Source organism: Methylolobus aquaticus, from assembly GCF_054172105.1.
Genome location: NZ_JBSYXP010000006.1, coordinates 166,291 through 182,879, shown reverse-complemented (window position 1 = coordinate 182,879; position 16,589 = coordinate 166,291). Strand labels below are relative to the sequence as shown.

The following is a 16,589-nucleotide window of genomic DNA, read 5'->3' as shown; positions in this document are numbered from 1 at the left end:
TCCGAGGCGCCAGATCGTCATTCCTGATCGGGCGAAGCGGCGGCGCCGAGTGCCAGCGCGTGGGCGAGGGTCTCGATCATGCGTTCGGCCGCGTCTCGGACGGTAGCCCCGCAACTGATCACGCCATCGCGATGTCCCGCCATGGCGACGACGGGAAAGCTCTCGCGTTTCGCAGCGGCCGCAATCGCATAGGCCATTTCGGGTGTGCCGTAGGCGACTTCCGGGGGCACGGTCGTCAGTTTCAACTCGGACCGGAGTTGCCATATTTCCGGCGAATGGACGTGAATCACACAGCTAACCCGCGGGTCGGCGCTATAGAGGGCAGCGTGGGTCAGGGCTTCAGATGACGGGGGCAGGGGGCCCGTTGCGGAAATCCAGTTCCGGCTCAGGTTGTAACTGGTCACGCAGCTGTAATGTTGTGAATCGAGGACTGGCAGCCCACCGGTTTGGGTGCCGCTGATCAGGAAGGCCGAAGCGGATTCGGCACCCGTGGCGGGCGAGAGACGCTGGCTGACGTTGCCATAGGCGAGTCCGCCATACCGCAGGGGATCGCGTGCGGTAAGGCCGAGTCGGTGCAGCACCGTGCGCCAGGCGTTGAGCGTTACGATCAAGCCGGGCTCTACCGGCGGCGTCACGACGAAATCCAGGGCGAATTTCGTGACGCCTTCGGTTTCCGCCGAGTCCGCGCCCGGTGTGCAGCCGCTCATGAATGCATGGCTCGGGCCGGTCGTCTTCGCCATGCGACATAGGCCGTCAATGCGAGCACTAGGATGATCCAGCCAGCGGCCCCGTAGCCGATGACCTGATCATAGGGACTGACAAGAAACGACAGCGGTTTGTGGGGGTCCGGGTTCGTGTAACGCCGGGCTAGCTTGATCACCAGCACCCAGCCGGCGTGAATGCCGATGCAGAGCATCAGGCCATCGCGGCGAATCCACCGCACGACGGCCAGGAAAAGGCCCGCGCAAAACAGAGCCAGCAGTGCATCGAGGCGCGTCTCGGTCATCAGGTAATCAAGGCCGTCGGAAAGGATTGAGAAGCCGGAGTACCACTTGACCTCGTCGCCAGCGGGGCGCAGGTCGTTCTTGACGAAATGCAGGATTGCGTAATACGCGGCCGTTACTCCCGCCGCGCCGAGCCAGCCGCCGAGTCGAACCAATGCGGCCAACATGACTCCGCGGAAAATGAGTTCTTCCATCGTTGCCACGAGCAACCCGCTGGCGAGTGCCGCAGGCACCGCTGAAGTAAAGTCAGCGAGGGTAGGTCTGATCGCCGGGTTTGGTTTGAATATCTGGAGTTGGATCATGACCGTTACGTGGACCGATAAAATCGCGATGCCGATTCCGAGACCCCACAGCAACTGCTTCCAGCCTAGCCTGGAGTTGCCGGGCAGGCCGATGTCGGCCCGCTGCAGTCCCAGCGCCCGCCCCAAAGGGATCAGGCTCAGTAGCAACACGATTTGGGCGCCCCGTGACACGACCAGGCTGAAGTTCAGTGCTCCCAGCGTCATGAGATGGACGCCATAGGCCACCAAAGCGGCCACGGTGACCACGATCGAGAGGTAGATCAGTGGGGCAAGCAGCAGCGCTGCAAAGCGGGAGATTGGCATGCGTGAGAGCGGTTGTTCCGTGTGTTTGGAGAGGGGCGGCGAGGGGCGGGGAAGCCCGGGCGCAGCCGATGGAGAAAGCCCGGGCTCGGCAAGCGCCAAGACAAACGAGTATAATTCAGGACCATAGACCTTGCGAATGTGGCGAAACTGGTAGACGCGCTGGATTTAGGTTCCAGTGGGGTAACCCTTGAGAGTTCGAGTCTCTCCATTCGCACCAGCATTTCCCTTGCGCGCGCTCTGTGGTCGTCTCTCCTGTCGGGACGCTGCGGCAGCCGCTCTCGCTGGACCCGCCGTCAGTCATACCGGGTCAGTTCTGGCGACACCCCCTGCAACATTTTCGTGAATTGTTTTTGAGCCGAGGATTAAGTCGATGCAAATTTCCGTCGAAAGGATTGATGAGTTGAATCGGAAGCTGACTGTTCAGGTCCCGGAAGCGACCATCCGCGAACGGGTGAATTCCCGGCTTCAGTCGCTGGCCAGGGAAGCCAAGTTCGACGGGTTTCGCCCCGGGAAAGTCCCTGCGACCCTGATCAAAAAGCGCTTTGGCGCGAAGGTGCGCGAGGAGGTCCTCGGCGATCTGATCGAGTCCACCTTTGCGCAGGCGGTGCGCGACGAAAAACTGCGCCCGGCCGGCATGCCCCACATCAGCACCAAGGCGGCGGACGAGGGCAGTGGTCTCGAGTATGAGGCGGCGTTCGAGGTCTTCCCCGAGTTCGTCCTGATGCCGGTGGAGACGCTCGACGTGAAGCGCTACACCTCGTCAATTGCCGAGCAGGATGTCGACAGCATGATTGAGCGCCTCAGGGATCAGCGCCGGAGTTGGCGCGCGGTGGAGCGTCCCGCCGCCACCGGTGACCGGGTCACGGTGCATTTCTCCGGGAACGTCGATGGGGAAAGCCTGTCGGAGGAGAGAATTCAGAATTTCCCGGTCGTGCTCGGTGGCAACCAGACGATTCCCGGTTTCGAGGGCCAATTGGAGGGTGCCGTCGCCGGCGCATCGCTCGTCTTCGATCTGGAGTTCCCGACCGACTACCACAACAGCAAATGGGCGGGAAAGTCGGGCCATTTCGATGTCGAGGTAGCCAGCGTTGAGGAAACTGTTCTGCCCGATCTGGACGCCGAGTTTGCCAAGTCGCTGGGCATCGAGGATGGCGATCTGGAAGCCTTGCGGCGGGACGTTCGCGAGAACATGGAGCGGGAGATGCAGCGCGGTCTCAAGTCCCGGACCAAGACGGCGCTGATGGATATGCTTTACCAGCGGAATCCGATCGTGCTGCCCAGCACGCTGGTCGAATCGGAGATCAAGGACCTGATATCGCCGCAAGTCGAGCGCGCGGGGAAGACCGGACAGTCGGTCGATGAGGCGGCACTGCGCGAGAAGTATGAACCGCTGGCTCGGCGCCGCGTGGCTCTGGCCCTGATCCTGAATCAGTTGATCGAAGTGAATCAGCTCAAGGCCAATCCGAAAAAAGTGCGTGAAACGGTCGAGGAGATGGCGGCGAGCTACGAGCAACCGGATCAGGTGATTCACTGGTATTATTCAAATGCCGACCACTTGCGTGAGATCGAAAATCTCGTGCTGGAAGATGAAGTCGTTGCGTGGGTTCTGGAACGGGCCCGCGTCACCGATGAGACCATCGGCTTCCAGGAGTTGATGCAGCCCGCCGTGTCCGGCCAGTGAATCTCTTAATCGACTTTGCAGCAGGCGAATGAAGGCATGATGCGCGACTTTCCGAACGAACACGCAACGCGGGCAAGCGGGCTGGTCCCGATCGTGATCGAACAGTCTGCCCGGGGCGAGCGGGCCTTCGACATCTACTCGCGACTCCTCAAGGAAAGGGTGATATTCTTGGTCGGGCCTGTCGAAGATTACAGCGCCAACCTGATCATCGCCCAGTTATTGTTCCTGGAGTCCGAAAACCCGGACAAGGATGTACACCTTTATATCAACTCACCGGGCGGACTGGTGACTGCCGGTTTGGCGATCTACGACACGATGCAGTTCATCAAGCCAGATGTGAGCACGTTATGCGTTGGTCAAGCCGCGAGCATGGGTGCACTGCTGCTGGCCGGTGGGGCTGCAGGCAAGCGCTACGCGCTACCGCATTCGCGCGTAATGATCCATCAGCCGCTGGGTGGATTTCAGGGTCAGGCCAGTGATATCGACATTCATGCGCGCGAGATCCTCGCGACGCGGGATCGCTTGAATCGTATTCTTGCAAACCATACCGGTCAGCCGATGGAGAAAATCCAGGTCGATACGGATCGCGACAACTTCATGAGTGGTGACGAGGCAGTGGAGTACGGTCTCATTGACCGCGTGCTGTCCAACCGTTGACGGAGTGCGGTGCGGCCGATGATGTTGTCGGGCCTATCGTTCGACAGGGGTGTGCGTGAGCGCCCTTCTGCTCTTAATCAACCACCTTCGCGGTCCGAGAAACGAGGAGTGATCGATGAGTGATGAGAAGCATGGCAAAGACGGAGGCGGACGGCTGCTGTACTGTTCGTTTTGCGGCAAGAGCCAGCACGAAGTCCGCAAACTGATCGCCGGGCCTGCTGTCTTCGTCTGCGATGAATGCGTGGAACTGTGCAACGACATCATCCGGGAAGAACTCCAGGAAAATGTTGCCGCCAGCGTCGACAAACTGCCCAAGCCCAAGGAAATCAAGGCGGTCCTCGACGAATACGTGATCGGGCAGGAGAAGGCCAAGCGGATCCTTGCCGTTGCGGTCTACAACCACTACAAGCGATTGCGGATCCATTCGAATTCGAAGAAGAGTGACGTCGAACTGGCCAAGAGCAATATCTTGCTGATCGGCCCGACCGGTTCCGGCAAGACCTTGCTCGCCGAGACCCTCGCGCGCTTGCTGGATGTCCCTTTTACGATCGCCGATGCCACGACCCTTACAGAGGCGGGCTATGTCGGCGAGGACGTTGAAAACATCATCCAGAAGATCCTGCAGAAATGCGATTACGATGTCGAAAAGGCCGAGCAGGGGATCGTTTATATTGACGAGATCGACAAGATTTCGCGGAAGTCCGACAACCCGTCGATCACGCGCGACGTATCCGGCGAGGGGGTCCAGCAGGCGCTGTTGAAATTGATCGAGGGCACCGTTGCCTCGGTGCCGCCGCAGGGCGGGCGCAAGCACCCTCAGCAGGAATTCCTTCAGGTCAACACGGCCAACATCCTTTTCATCTGTGGCGGGGCGTTTGCCGGACTCGACAAGATCATCCGCGCGCGATCGGAGCGGGGTGGAATCGGCTTCTCGGCCGATGTAAAGAGCAAGGACGACCAGCGGAATGTGGGCGAAATCCTGTCGGATGTCGAGGCTGAGGATCTGATCCGGTATGGTTTGATCCCCGAGTTCGTGGGTCGCCTGCCCGTGGTTGCGACCCTCGAGGAACTCGATGAGTCGGCCTTGGTGCGGATTCTGACCGAACCGAAAAACTCGCTGCTGCGCCAGTATCGCAAGCTGTTCGAAATGGAAGGGTGCGAACTGGAGATCCGGGATGACGCTCTGAGCGCCATCGCCCGCAAGGCTATGGAGAGGAAGACGGGCGCCCGTGGCTTACGGACCATCCTCGAGCATGTTCTGCTCGACACGATGTACGAGTTGCCCTCGGCCCAGCACATCGCCAAAGTCGCGATCGATGAGAAAGTCATCAAGGGCGAGTCAGAGCCGTATACCATTTATAAAAGCACCGAGCGGCAGTGTGCCGGCGCGGATTGAACTTTAGGGCGCTTTTTCTGCCCATCGTCCTCTTTCAGCCCGGCGGGTGTCGGGCTGCTCCTCTCCAAGCGGAAATTTAAACGGTCTCTTCCGCTTGTTTGTGCGGGCCCTCGTCCCCATGTCCATGCAGAGCAACTAAAACCAGACATCGGCACGCCTATCCATGGAAAATTCCAATCCCCAGTTGCCCGGTTCATCCGCCATCGTCGTTCCGGTTCTCCCGCTACGCGATGTCGTCGTCTACCCCCACATGGTCATTCCGCTCTTCGTGGGGCGCGAGAAGTCGATCGTCGCACTCGATGTCGCGATGAAGGACAACAAGCAGATTCTGCTGGTCGCACAGAAAGATGCGGAGATCGACGATCCCGCGTTCGAGGACCTGTACGCGGTGGGCACCCTGTCGAACATCTTGCAACTCTTGAAGTTGCCCGATGGCACGGTGAAGGTCCTGGTCGAGGGCGAGCAACGAAGCCGCGTCGAGCGCTACGTCGCACAGGATCGCCACTACGTGGCCGAGGTATCGCGGATGGCTGAGGAAGTCAGCCTGACGGAACAGGAAGTCGACGTGCTGATGCGGACCGCTGTTACCACGTTCGATCAATACGTCAAGCTGAACAAGCGGATACCCCCCGAAGTCGTCAACTCACTTTCCGGGATCGACGACGCGAGTCGGCTGTCGGACACGATCGCGGCCCACATGACGATCAAGATCGAGGAGAAGCAGAGCATCCTCGAGACGATGGATATCGTGATCCGGCTGGAGAAGTTGATCACCCTCATGGAGGGTGAGAACGACATGCTGGAGCTTGAGCGAAGAGTCCGCGGACGCGTCAAGCAGCAGATGGAGAAGAACCAGCGCGAGTACTATCTGAACGAGCAGATGAAGGCCATTCAGAAAGAACTTGGTGAAATGGAGGACGCGCCGAACGAGTTCGAGGAACTGGCGAGGAAGATTCAGAAATCCGGAATGTCACCGGCCGCGCGCCAGAAGGCAGAGGCGGAGTTGAACAAGCTCAAGCTGATGTCGCCGATGTCGGCGGAGGCGACGGTCGTGCGGAACTATATCGACTGGATGGTCGGTATGCCGTGGAAGAAGCGGACGAAGGTCAGCAATGACCTGGCCAAGGCCGAGGAAGTTCTGGAACGCGAGCACTATGGCCTGGATAAGGTCAAGGAGCGTATCGTCGAGTACTTGGCGGTGCAACAGCGCGTCAAGAAGATGAAGGGTCCCATTCTCTGTCTGGTCGGGCCGCCTGGCGTGGGAAAGACCTCCTTGGGCCAATCGATTGCACGCGCGACGAATCGGAAATACGTGCGTATGGCCTTGGGCGGCGTTCGGGACGAGGCTGAGATCCGCGGCCATCGGCGGACCTATATCGGGTCGATGCCCGGCAAGATCCTGCAAAATTTGTCCAAGGTGAAGACCTGCAATCCGGTCTTCATGCTTGATGAGATCGACAAGATGTCGATGGATTTCCGTGGTGATCCGGCCTCTGCTTTGCTCGAGGTACTGGATCCGGAGCAGAATCACACCTTCGGCGATCACTACCTCGAGGTCGATTTCGACCTCTCGGAGGTGATGTTCATCGCGACAGCCAACACCCTGAACATCCCGGCACCCTTGTTGGACCGCATGGAGGTCATCCGGATCGCCGGCTATACCGAGGCCGAAAAGATCAACATCGCAATTCGTTATCTGGTGCCCAAGCAGTTGAAGAACAACGGTTTGAAGGCTCAGGAGATTCAAATCAGCGAAAGCGCGATACGCGATATCGTCCGGTTTTACACCCGTGAGGCAGGGGTACGTAATCTCGAGCGCGAGATAGCGAAAATCTGTCGTAAGGTCGTAAAGAATCTGGTTTTGAAGCCGAGCACGAAGCGCGTCACGGTGACGCACCGCAATTTGTCGGATTTCCTTGGGGTCTCGCGCTTTCGGTACGGACGAGCCGAGGAGCAGGATCAGGTGGGGCAGGTCACGGGCCTTGCCTGGACTGAGGTCGGCGGCGAACTGTTGACCATCGAGGCCGTGGTGATCCCGGGCACGGGAAAGCAGACCTACACTGGCAAACTCGGGGAGGTCATGCAGGAGTCGATTCAGACGGCCATTACCGTGGCTCGGTCGCGCACGGATCATCTGGGTATAGAAGCGAGCTTCTACCAGAAGCATGACATGCATGTGCACGTTCCGGAAGGGGCCACCCCGAAGGATGGGCCGAGTGCGGGCATCGGCATGTGCACTGCGTTGATCTCGGCTCTGACGAAGATCCCGGTTCGATCGGATGTGGCGATGACCGGGGAGATCACACTGCGGGGCGAGGTTCTGCCGATCGGTGGCCTGAAGGAAAAGCTGCTGGCTGCTCACCGCGGAGGCATCACAACGGTCGTAATCCCGCAGGAAAACGAAAAGGATCTGGTCGACATACCCAAGAACATCAAGCAAGACCTGAAGATCGTTACCGTCAAATGGATTGATGAGGTATTGCGTACGGCGCTGCAGCACATGCCGGAGCCGCTCCAGTCTGAAGGGGTGTCAGCCGAGGTTGACGCGGGTGCGAAGCAGAATGGCAGCGCAGGGATGGTCACCGCGCACTGATCGCAACCCACCTCGAAGGCAACTCGCAAGCGCCTGGAACGCGCGCGGGACAAGGACTTCTTGCTTGACACGCGTTTTTTGCAGTTGCTAAAGTCTGCGTCGGGCTGGCGATGCTTGGCTGTAAACGCGCAAAAGGAACAAAGACTCATGACCAAGACACTGGACGGGGGACGTAACTAGATGAATAAAGCGGAATTGATTCAGGCGGTCGCGGATGCCACCGACCTGAATAAAGCGGAGGCCGGTCGCGCGGTCGATGCGGTTATCGACGCTATCACCGCAGCGCTGAAGCAGGAGGACACGGTCTCCCTGGTCGGTTTTGGTACGTTTGCCGTAAAGTCGCGCGCAGAGCGGCAGGGCCGGAATCCTCAAACGGGTGACACGATCACGATCCAGGCAGCAAAGATTCCTTCTTTCAAGCCTGGAAAAGCACTGAAAGATGCTGTAAGCTAGGCATTCTTTGGGTGCTTAGCTCAGCTGGGAGAGCATCGCCCTTACAAGGCGAGGGTCGTAGGTTCGATCCCTACAGCACCCACCACCCAGCCAGTTTTGGAGCGGTAGTTCAGTTGGTCAGAATACCGGCCTGTCACGCCGGGGGTCGCGGGTTCGAGCCCCGTCCGCTCCGCCAATAGTTGAATAAACCCCGAACATTCGTTTCGGGGTTTTTCTTATCCAGATTCCGATTCGAATCCGCAGGTTTGCCCCATGCTGCAGGCAATACGTGACCGTGCCCATGGAATTTTTTCCTGGGTGTTGCTCATCATCATTGGTGTTCCTTTCGCCCTCTGGGGGATTCAAAACTACCTGGACACCGGGCAGGAAAGCCCGTTGGCTGTAGTCGGAAAGCGCAAGCTGTATGAGCGGGACGTAAATCGAGCCTACGAACAGAGTCTCCAGAGCATGCCAAGTCTGGCGCAGTTCGACGAGAAGGAGATCAAGCGGCAGTCGCTGGAGCGGCTCATTCGTGAGGAGTTGATCGCCGAAGCCACCGATGCGCACCAGTTGCGGGTCAGCGATGACGGCGTCCGTGATTTTCTGCAGGCGTTGCCCTATTTTCAGACCGATGGTGCGTTCGACAGGGAGAAGTATCGTCAGCTTCTGGCATCGCAGAATCTTTCTCCCGCCGAGTATGCCGAGCAAGTGCGACGCGCAATGGCAATGGAGCAATACCAGCGCGGTATCACGGACAGTGCGCTGGTGCCTGAGGTTCAGGTCGAGTCCCTTTATCGGCTCCGGAACCAGCAGCGCTCCATTAATTATGTCGTGATCCCATCTCTGAAATCAGAGCAGCCGGTGACCGAGTCGGATATAAGTGCTTATTACGAAACGCATCGGGCGGATTTCCGTGAACCGGAAACCGTTAGCATAGATTATCTGTTGCTGACCTTGGACGAACTGGCCGGTAGCGTAAATCCCAACGAGTCAGAACTCCGCAGCTTCTACGAGGAGCAGAAGGGCGCCTTTACGACCGAGGAGCGGCGGCGTGTGAGCCACATACTGATCGCTGCCGAGGAAGGCAATGCGGATGCTGACAAGGCGGCTCTGGCGAAGATTCAGGCGATACGAGAACGGCTGGCAAACGGAGAAGCCTTTGCGAAGCTGGCGAAGGAGCAATCGGAGGACACCGTATCTGCGGCCAAGGGTGGAGACCTGGGCGTTCTGGCCAAAGGAACCATCGACCCCGCCCTGGAGAAAGCGGTGAAGGTATTGGGGCAGGGGCAGGTCTCGGATCCGGTGCGCACCCCTTTCGGTTACCACTTGATCCAGACGACGGAACTGGAGCCCGGAAGCACCAAAAGCTTCGAACAGGCCAAGCCGGAACTCGTCAAAATGTTTCAGCGAAACGCAGCCGACAACCGGTTTTACGAGCTCGGCCAGAAGCTGACTGAGCTTTCGTTCGAACACCCGGATACCCTGGAGCCGGCCGCCAAGATGCTCGGGAAGTCCGTGCAAAGCAGCACGCCCTTCACGCGTGACACGGGCGAGGGATTCGCCGCCAAACCTGCGGTCCGGGACGCTGCTTTCAGCGAAGACGTTCTGAACGGTAAGAACAGCGATCTGATCGAGCTGAGCCCCGAAGAGGTCGCAGTCATCCGGGTTCGCGAACATCGCCCGGCGGCAGACCGTGCCTTGGACGCCGTTCGGGCCCAGGTCATCGAGCGCATTCGGCATGAGCGCTCTGTCGCCCTGACGCAGCAGCGTGCGATGGACACGGTAAAGGCGCTGGATGGCGGTGCGACACTGGCGGATCAAGCCAAGGCCTTGCGCGTGCAGGTGCAGTCACCCGCTCCATTCCGTCGTGACTCCGACGCCCTCCCGGAGCCTTTGGTCACCGCAGTGTTCGGCGCAGGCCGACCCAAGGAAGCGCAGCACATCAACGGGTTGGTAGCGATCGACGATGGTTCGCAAGCCGTCTATCAGTTGAAGTCCGTGGTTGACGATAAACCGGGAGAGGGAGATCAGGAACTCGCGCGTCTGAGAGAGTATCTGAACAACTATGTAGGCCAGCGGCAGTTTACCGCCTGGGTCGATCAGTTGCGGCGAGAGTCTGACGTCGAAATCAAACGCTCGGAACAGCCTTGAACCGCAAAGATACAGTGGTCGCCCGTCGCGACCCGACGCTGCGTCTGCCGGTGCCACATACCCCCGCTGCATACGGGAGCTCTTCTGGGTAGCCTCGTCGAACAAACGGTCCCATCAAGGGTCAGCGGCTAGGGCTCGGGGCTCAGCCGCAACTGTGCTGCAGGGGCGTCGGTGACCGCGCATCCGCTCGGTCTGGATTCCGCTTCATGGTCTCCGCTGTTGGCTGAAGCTGAACCCGCGTTTTCGTGGGTAAGTTCGTGCTCAGCGCTGTGGTGCAGTTCCGATAGCGCCCGACCTGGGTGATCCCGAACATTGGATTATCGGCGTGGGCTAGGGCATTGTGCGCTAGATTTTCCGCGAGACTAAGACGTTAGTCGGACGTCCGATGCAGAAATGCGCTCGCATGATACTCGGCATTTACGCGGTCGGAGACCGATCTTGCGGTCCGTCGCCTGATATCCCGTACGCGCTTTGTAGAATCGTCGATGAGTGGCGGAGAGGGCGGGATTCGAACCCGCGTGCCGGATCTCTCCGACCATCCGATTTCGAGTCGGCGCCGTTATGACCGCTTCGGTACCTCTCCTGTATCGAGCTTCGTATCATAACGGAATTCGCGCGAAAGTTGAATCGGTGTGGCGGTCCAAGGGCCCCCGGGTGTGGTCGAGGGGGCTGATCGGGCGGCTGGCAGCGCTGGCTCCTTGTCCGTCGGACGGAGCGCTCGGGTAAGGAGCCCTCGTGGGCCAGTGACCCCCTTGCCGGACAGCAGGGCCCACCGGTGCTGCGTTTCGGCGAAGCCCGCATTAAACTGCGCGCAGTCATGATCCGACTCGTCGCTTGCTGCCCCAGTAATAAGATGACTTTTTGCGCTGTACGCCTTTGCGCTTGCAGCATCGCGTCCCCGTCCCCGTCCGCGTGCCCTTGATCAATTGACCGACCCGAGGATCGTCGCTGCGATGACCCTGCCGAACGTCTTGAAGGCCCTCATCATCGATTTGGATGGTGTGCTCTTCGTTGACCAAGAGCCCGTTGAGGGGGCTGCGGAGGCGCTTGCGCGCCTTAAGACGGCAGGCCTGAACTGCCGTTTCGCGACCAACACCAGTACGCTCAGCTCGCAGGCGCTCCATCGCAAGCTGCTCGACATGGGCCTGCCGGTCGAACGGCATGAGATCCTCAGTGCCCCGGCGGCAGTGCATCGGTATTTGCGGGAACGCCCGGGGTCAAGCTGCTGTCTCTTGCTGGCCGAAGATATTCGGGCAGACTTTAACGACATTCCTCAGGTGGGACTCGATCAGGCCGACTTTGTGGTGCTCGGCGACATTGGAGACGCGCTGACACGGGGGGTGCTGGACGGAGTCTTCAATCGACTGATGAATGGCGGTCAGTTACTCGCGGTGCACAAGAATCGGTTCTGGCAAACGCGCACCGGACTACGTATGGATATCGGTGGGTTCGTTGCGGCGCTGGAGTATGCGACAGGGCGTGCAGCGCTGGTCATGGGTAAGCCATCGGCGGATTTTTTCCGCATTGCGCTCGCAGACCTTGGGGCAGATTCGAGCGAGGTGATCATGGTTGGCGACGACATTGACGCCGACATCGGAGGCGCACAGCGGCTTGGCATCCGCGGAGTACTCACCCGAACGGGAAAATTTCGACAGACCTATGTAGATGCCAGCGAAATCCATCCCGATGCGATCATCGCCTCATTCCGAGAACTCCCAGCCCTTCTCGGACTTGTTTAGGCATTGCGCTCCCGCTAAGCAGATGACAATACAAGTGTCTTCGGAGGTGTCGCGTGACCCCATGACATGGCGGGCGGGCGTGATGATGATTCGTCAGCGCGACGCTGCGATCCGGCCGAGTGAGACGAAGGAGTCGATTTGGATTCGATAGAGGAGGGGGTATTGACGACGCTCCCCGGCGTTACCATTGCAGCTTGGCTCATGACGGGCCTGATCCGACAGTATGCGCTGAGGCGGCTCATCGATGTGCCGAACGACAGGAGCTCTCACCGTGTGCCAACCCCGCGGGGTGGTGGTTTGGCCGTGGTCCTGGCCTTTTTCGCCGGGTGTTTCGCAGCGGTTATGAGCGGCGCCATGTCGCCCGCCTTCCTGGGCCTGCTGGGCAGCGGGCTGATTGTTGCCGGTGCCGGCTTTTGGGATGACCACGGACACGTTCCCGCCGGCGTGAGGCTCGCGGCGCACACCGCGGCCGGGACCGTCGCGATCGGGCTGATCGGAGGATTTCCTGAACTGCCCCTGGGTTCGTGGACGCTGTCTCTGGGTTGGTTCGGCACGGGCTTCGCGCTGTTGTGGCTGCTCTGGTCCCTGAACCTGTTCAATTTCATGGATGGCATCGATGCGATTGCCGGAACCGAGGCGATCTTCGTGGCCGGCGGTGCTCTGGCCCTAATGGCCATGCAGCCCGAGGGACTCGGTGCGACCAGCGCCGCACTGGCTGTGTTGACGGCCGCCAGCGCGGGCTTTCTGTGGTGGAACTGGCCGCCCGCAAAGATCTTCCTGGGTGATGTCGGGAGCGGCTTCATCGGCTATTCCCTGGCGCTGATCGCGCTGGCCGACATGAGGAGCCCAGGCGGCGGGCTCGGATTACCGGTATGGGTAATCTTGAACGGCCTGTTCGTTGTCGACGCCACCTATACCCTCGCGCGGCGGTTCATAACCGGTCAGCGGTGGTACTCGCCGCATCGTCTCCACGCCTATCAGAAGGCCGCGACGATATTGGGTGGGCATCGGCCCGTGGTAATCTACGCGCTCTGCATCAACACCTTGTGGCTTTTACCTTGCGCGTTCGCCGCGCAGCGCTGGCCAAACTGGGCGGTCCCGTTACTCGGCATCGCCCTCCTGCCGCTGCTCACTTTGGTCGTGCGGCTTAAGGCTGGCGATCCGTAACCCTTCCTGCCGTCCCGTCCCGATGAACATGTTGTCGAAGCTCCGGGCCAGAGCGGCCATCTTCATTCACGACCTGACGATGGTCGTGATGGCCTGGTTGGGGGCCTACTGGCTCCGCTTCAATCTCGGTGAGATCCCGCAGGCCTACTGGGATGCGGCCTTCAAATGGTTGCCGGTAGTCGTTGTCGTACAGGGCATCTCGTTGCGGATCTTCGGGCTTTACCGTGGCGTTTGGCGCTTCGCATCGGTGCCGGACCTGCTGCGCATCGTGAAGGCCGTCGCAACGGGAGCCCTGGTCATCGCCAGCGTTACTTTCGTGACGAACCGGCTCGAGGGCGTGCCGCGCTCCGTGCTGCCCCTCTACGTCGTGTTGCTGACCTTGATGCTCAGCTCCCCACGATTGCTGTATCGAATTTGGAAGGATCGATCGGCGTCATTACGCGACGGTCAGCGGGCGCTGGTCGTCGGAGCCGGCAACGCGGGCGAGGCACTCGTGCGCGACCTGCGGCGGGATCGCGGGAGCCCGTACGTCCCGATCGCCTTCGTCGACGACGACGCGAGTAAGCGCGGGCGTGAGATTCATGGCCTCCGGGTACGCGCTGGCTGCGACCACATACCGAATCTGGTCGTCCGTCTCGACATCGACGTGATCCTGATTGCCGTCCCGTCGGCGAGCGACCGCGAAATGCGCCGGATCGTGGAGATCTGCGAAGGGACGAAGCTGCCGTTCATGACGCTGCCGTCGGTTCAGGATATCTTGACGGAGCAGCTGGGTTCGGCGCTGCGCGATGTGTCTATCGAAGATCTTCTGGGACGCGCCCCGGTCCGTCTCGAACGCTCCAACGTGGAGGCGCATCTGGCGGGCAAGCGCGTGTTCGTCACCGGTGGCGGTGGGTCGATCGGCAGCGAATTGTGCAAGCAAATCGCACGCTTTCCGGTGGCCGAGTTGACGATATTCGAACGGTGCGAGTTCAACCTCTACCGAATTTCACAGGAACTGGGGCGGCGTTTCCCGAACCTTCGACTCCGCGCGCTGCTGGGCGATGTCGCAGATCGGCGCGCGGTCGAACGTGCCATTGCCGAAGCGCATCCGGACATCCTGTTCCACGCGGCCGCCTACAAGCATGTCCCGCTGCTGGAGTATCAGCTGCGTCAGGCCGTCCTGAACAACGTGCTCGGTACGAGAACTGTGGCCGAGGTTGCCGTGGCAAGTCGGGTCGCAGAGTTCGTGCTGATCTCCACCGACAAGGCCGTTAAACCCACGAACGTCATGGGTGCCACGAAGCGGGCTGCGGAAATGATGGTTCAGGAATTGAACCAGCGCGCCACGACGCGCTTCGTGACCGTCCGTTTCGGAAATGTACTCGATTCGGCCGGGAGCGTAGTGCCCTTGTTTCGCGAACAGATCCAGTCGGGCGGGCCGGTCACGGTCACGCACCCTGATGTGACCCGGTATTTCATGACCATACCGGAAGCCTGCCAGCTGATCATGCAGGCCTCGGCCGTTGGACAGGGCGGCGAGGTATTTGTGCTGGATATGGGTGAGCCGATCGCTATCAGCTATCTGGCCGAGCAAATGATACGCCTGAGCGGCAAACGTCTCGGCGACGATATCGAAATCGTCTACACGGGACTGCGTCCGGGGGAGAAGCTGCATGAGGAACTGTTCCTCGAGCAGGAGCAATTGCTCGAGACCGCGCACAGCAAGCTCAGGTTGGCGCAACCCTACGTGCCTGACGGAGACGCCCTGCGTGCGGGTATCGAGGCGCTGATCGAGTGTTGCCGCGACGGAGCGGACGCCGAGATTCTTAAGGCGCTTCGATGGCTGGTGCCCGAGTTCGTAGGCGCTCCCGGCCGGGCCGGCGCCATCGAGCCGCCCCGCGACGGAGCCGATCGGGTCGAGCATATGGATGGGGACGCGCGGTCGGCGCACGTCTCGTCTCGGCCGGCTAGCGGGTGACTCCAGACATCGCGGCGTGTCGATGCCGGCGCAACCGGTCGAAGGGGTCGGTTGCGGGATTCGAGATCAGTTGGTATTGGCTTCCGGGCTGGGCAGCGGCGTTTCCGGGAGTAACGGCGCAGCCGGCAGTTCCTCTGGCATGGCTCCGGGAACCCGGTGTCCCTTGTCATCCATGCACTGTGCGTAGGCGATGTCGTAAAGCTGCTGTTGCGGTCGCACACCGGCGGACAAAGGCGTTGCGGCGAGCGCCGGCGGGCTCGCGGGTGGCGCGGGCGAGGTAGCTGCGATGAAGGCTTGGTCGGGGGGCGTACCCCTGGCTTCGAGCGCAGCGAAACGGCGACATACCGTGTCATCCCGAGCAAACTGCTGAAAGGTTTTTGTTCCGCCTTTCAGTACCAGTACGGTCGGACCTTCCGGTATCGAGGCGCAGGCGGAAAGGAGTAGGGGGGCGAGCAGTGTCGGAACAATGGACGGTCTTTTCATGCTGCGGTCTGTTCCACGGTGTCGGGTGCCGAGCGTGTAGGGTCAACCGGGGCGCTGCCAGCGGTTCTCGCGTGGCGGGGCGGGCGCCGTATCGCATTGATCGCCGTGTTGGGCTGGGGACGCCTCGGTGATCGCGCTGTCTGGCGTTGCGAGTTCGGTATTGCCGTGTTCCGGGGCAATGGACGCATGCGACGCCGTGGTGCCCATTCTCCGATTCAGGGACTTAAGCTGCTCTTCGATTCGCAACAAGAGTTCGATCTCCTGATCCAACCGGGCCTTGATGCCGAAGACCGAAAAGGGGAGAAGAAACCACAATAGGGCCGTGATGCCGAAGAACGCGCCGGCAAGCAGCATCATCGGAGCCCCCAGTCCGCCGAAAAAGTTATCCATAAGTCCTTGCCAGAAAAAATGAAAATGTCGGGTCGGCGCGTGTTGTCGTACCGGGAGCGGTGAGTAACGCGCAGCTTTCGGCCAGGCCTGCACGGCGTTGCCAGGGGCCCGGGTCAGCACTCATTATGCACCCGGAAGGGTGCCAGCACCTCCGAAGCTCGAATTGCCCCCCAGTGGACACACTGATGCGCGGCCCCGGCTTCGCGCGGCGACGGTGCCGCTGCAGTTCGCTACCCCTAATCCGAGTCGTGACGATGCGGGTGCCGCTGCAGTTCGCTACCCCTAATCCGAGTCGTGACGATGCGGGTGCTGCGCAGTTGCCGTTCAGTAG

13 protein-coding genes and 4 tRNA genes are annotated in these 16,589 nt (G+C 60.4%); 12 read left to right on the top strand and 5 right to left on the bottom strand.

What is annotated here, in order from left to right:
- Positions 1-17 precede the first annotated feature (17 nt).
- Together ACW73L_RS09915 and ACW73L_RS09910 are read right to left on the bottom strand one after the other, a co-directional pair.
- The gene (locus ACW73L_RS09915; RefSeq protein ID WP_498921751.1) at positions 18-707 is read right to left on the bottom strand and encodes a class II aldolase/adducin family protein; all 690 of its coding nucleotides are present in this window, start codon (positions 705-707) and stop codon (positions 18-20) included.
- Complete coding sequence (locus ACW73L_RS09910) at positions 704-1,609, bottom strand: CPBP family intramembrane glutamic endopeptidase (RefSeq protein ID WP_498921750.1); 906 nt, start codon at positions 1,607-1,609, stop codon at positions 704-706. Before ACW73L_RS09910 ends, ACW73L_RS09915 begins: the two co-directional genes overlap by 4 nt.
- Before the next feature lie 132 nt (positions 1,610-1,741).
- Between ACW73L_RS09910 and ACW73L_RS09905 the strand changes: the two genes are divergently transcribed.
- From ACW73L_RS09905 to ACW73L_RS09865, 9 genes are all read left to right on the top strand, one after another.
- Positions 1,742-1,826: transfer RNA gene (locus ACW73L_RS09905), tRNA-Leu, on the top strand.
- A 153-nt stretch (positions 1,827-1,979) separates the two neighbouring features.
- Positions 1,980-3,290 (top strand): trigger factor, encoded by a 1,311-nt coding sequence (gene tig / locus ACW73L_RS09900; RefSeq protein ID WP_498921749.1) that lies wholly within the window; start codon positions 1,980-1,982, stop codon positions 3,288-3,290.
- A 36-nt stretch (positions 3,291-3,326) separates the two neighbouring features.
- Positions 3,327-3,947 (top strand): ATP-dependent Clp endopeptidase proteolytic subunit ClpP, encoded by a 621-nt coding sequence (clpP, locus tag ACW73L_RS09895; protein WP_328591503.1) that lies wholly within the window; start codon positions 3,327-3,329, stop codon positions 3,945-3,947.
- 115 nt (positions 3,948-4,062) lie between these two features.
- Positions 4,063-5,343: an ATP-dependent Clp protease ATP-binding subunit ClpX gene (gene clpX, locus ACW73L_RS09890; RefSeq protein WP_139556459.1), complete on the top strand. Its 1,281-nt coding sequence runs from the start codon at positions 4,063-4,065 to the stop codon at positions 5,341-5,343.
- Between the two features lie 163 nt (positions 5,344-5,506).
- Entirely contained in the window at positions 5,507-7,936 is a 2,430-nt protein-coding gene (lon, locus tag ACW73L_RS09885; RefSeq protein WP_498921748.1) for an endopeptidase La, read from the top strand.
- Positions 7,937-8,116: 180 nt separating this feature from the next.
- Positions 8,117-8,389, top strand: a complete 273-nt coding sequence (locus ACW73L_RS09880; RefSeq protein WP_498921747.1) for an HU family DNA-binding protein — start codon at positions 8,117-8,119, stop codon at positions 8,387-8,389.
- Positions 8,390-8,398: 9 nt separating this feature from the next.
- A tRNA-Val gene (locus ACW73L_RS09875) sits at positions 8,399-8,474 on the top strand.
- Positions 8,475-8,487: 13 nt separating this feature from the next.
- Positions 8,488-8,564, top strand: a tRNA-Asp gene (locus tag ACW73L_RS09870).
- Between the two features lie 77 nt (positions 8,565-8,641).
- Complete coding sequence (locus tag ACW73L_RS09865; RefSeq protein WP_498921746.1) at positions 8,642-10,519, top strand: SurA N-terminal domain-containing protein; 1,878 nt, start codon at positions 8,642-8,644, stop codon at positions 10,517-10,519.
- 490 nt (positions 10,520-11,009) lie between these two features.
- Here the strand turns inward: ACW73L_RS09865 and ACW73L_RS09860 are convergent.
- Positions 11,010-11,102: transfer RNA gene (locus ACW73L_RS09860), tRNA-Ser, on the bottom strand.
- 370 nt (positions 11,103-11,472) lie between these two features.
- Between ACW73L_RS09860 and ACW73L_RS09855 the strand changes: the two genes are divergently transcribed.
- The 3 genes from ACW73L_RS09855 to ACW73L_RS09845 all read left to right on the top strand — a co-directional run bounded on the left by ACW73L_RS09855 (position 11,473) and on the right by ACW73L_RS09845 (position 15,385).
- Positions 11,473-12,258 carry a TIGR01458 family HAD-type hydrolase gene (locus ACW73L_RS09855; protein WP_498921745.1) on the top strand — a complete coding sequence of 262 codons (786 nt, stop codon included), beginning with the start codon at positions 11,473-11,475 and terminating at the stop codon, positions 12,256-12,258.
- Between the two features lie 138 nt (positions 12,259-12,396).
- Entirely contained in the window at positions 12,397-13,425 is a 1,029-nt protein-coding gene (locus ACW73L_RS09850; RefSeq protein WP_498921744.1) for an MraY family glycosyltransferase, read from the top strand.
- A 22-nt stretch (positions 13,426-13,447) separates the two neighbouring features.
- Positions 13,448-15,385 carry a polysaccharide biosynthesis protein gene (locus ACW73L_RS09845; protein WP_498921743.1) on the top strand — a complete coding sequence of 646 codons (1,938 nt, stop codon included), beginning with the start codon at positions 13,448-13,450 and terminating at the stop codon, positions 15,383-15,385.
- A 66-nt stretch (positions 15,386-15,451) separates the two neighbouring features.
- Here the strand turns inward: ACW73L_RS09845 and ACW73L_RS09840 are convergent, their stop codons facing one another.
- Both ACW73L_RS09840 and ACW73L_RS09835 read right to left on the bottom strand, forming a co-directional pair.
- Entirely contained in the window at positions 15,452-15,868 is a 417-nt protein-coding gene (locus tag ACW73L_RS09840; protein WP_498921742.1) for a hypothetical protein, read from the bottom strand.
- A 42-nt stretch (positions 15,869-15,910) separates the two neighbouring features.
- Positions 15,911-16,258 (bottom strand): hypothetical protein, encoded by a 348-nt coding sequence (locus ACW73L_RS09835; protein WP_498921741.1) that lies wholly within the window; start codon positions 16,256-16,258, stop codon positions 15,911-15,913.
- Between the last annotated feature and the right edge of the window lie 331 nt (positions 16,259-16,589).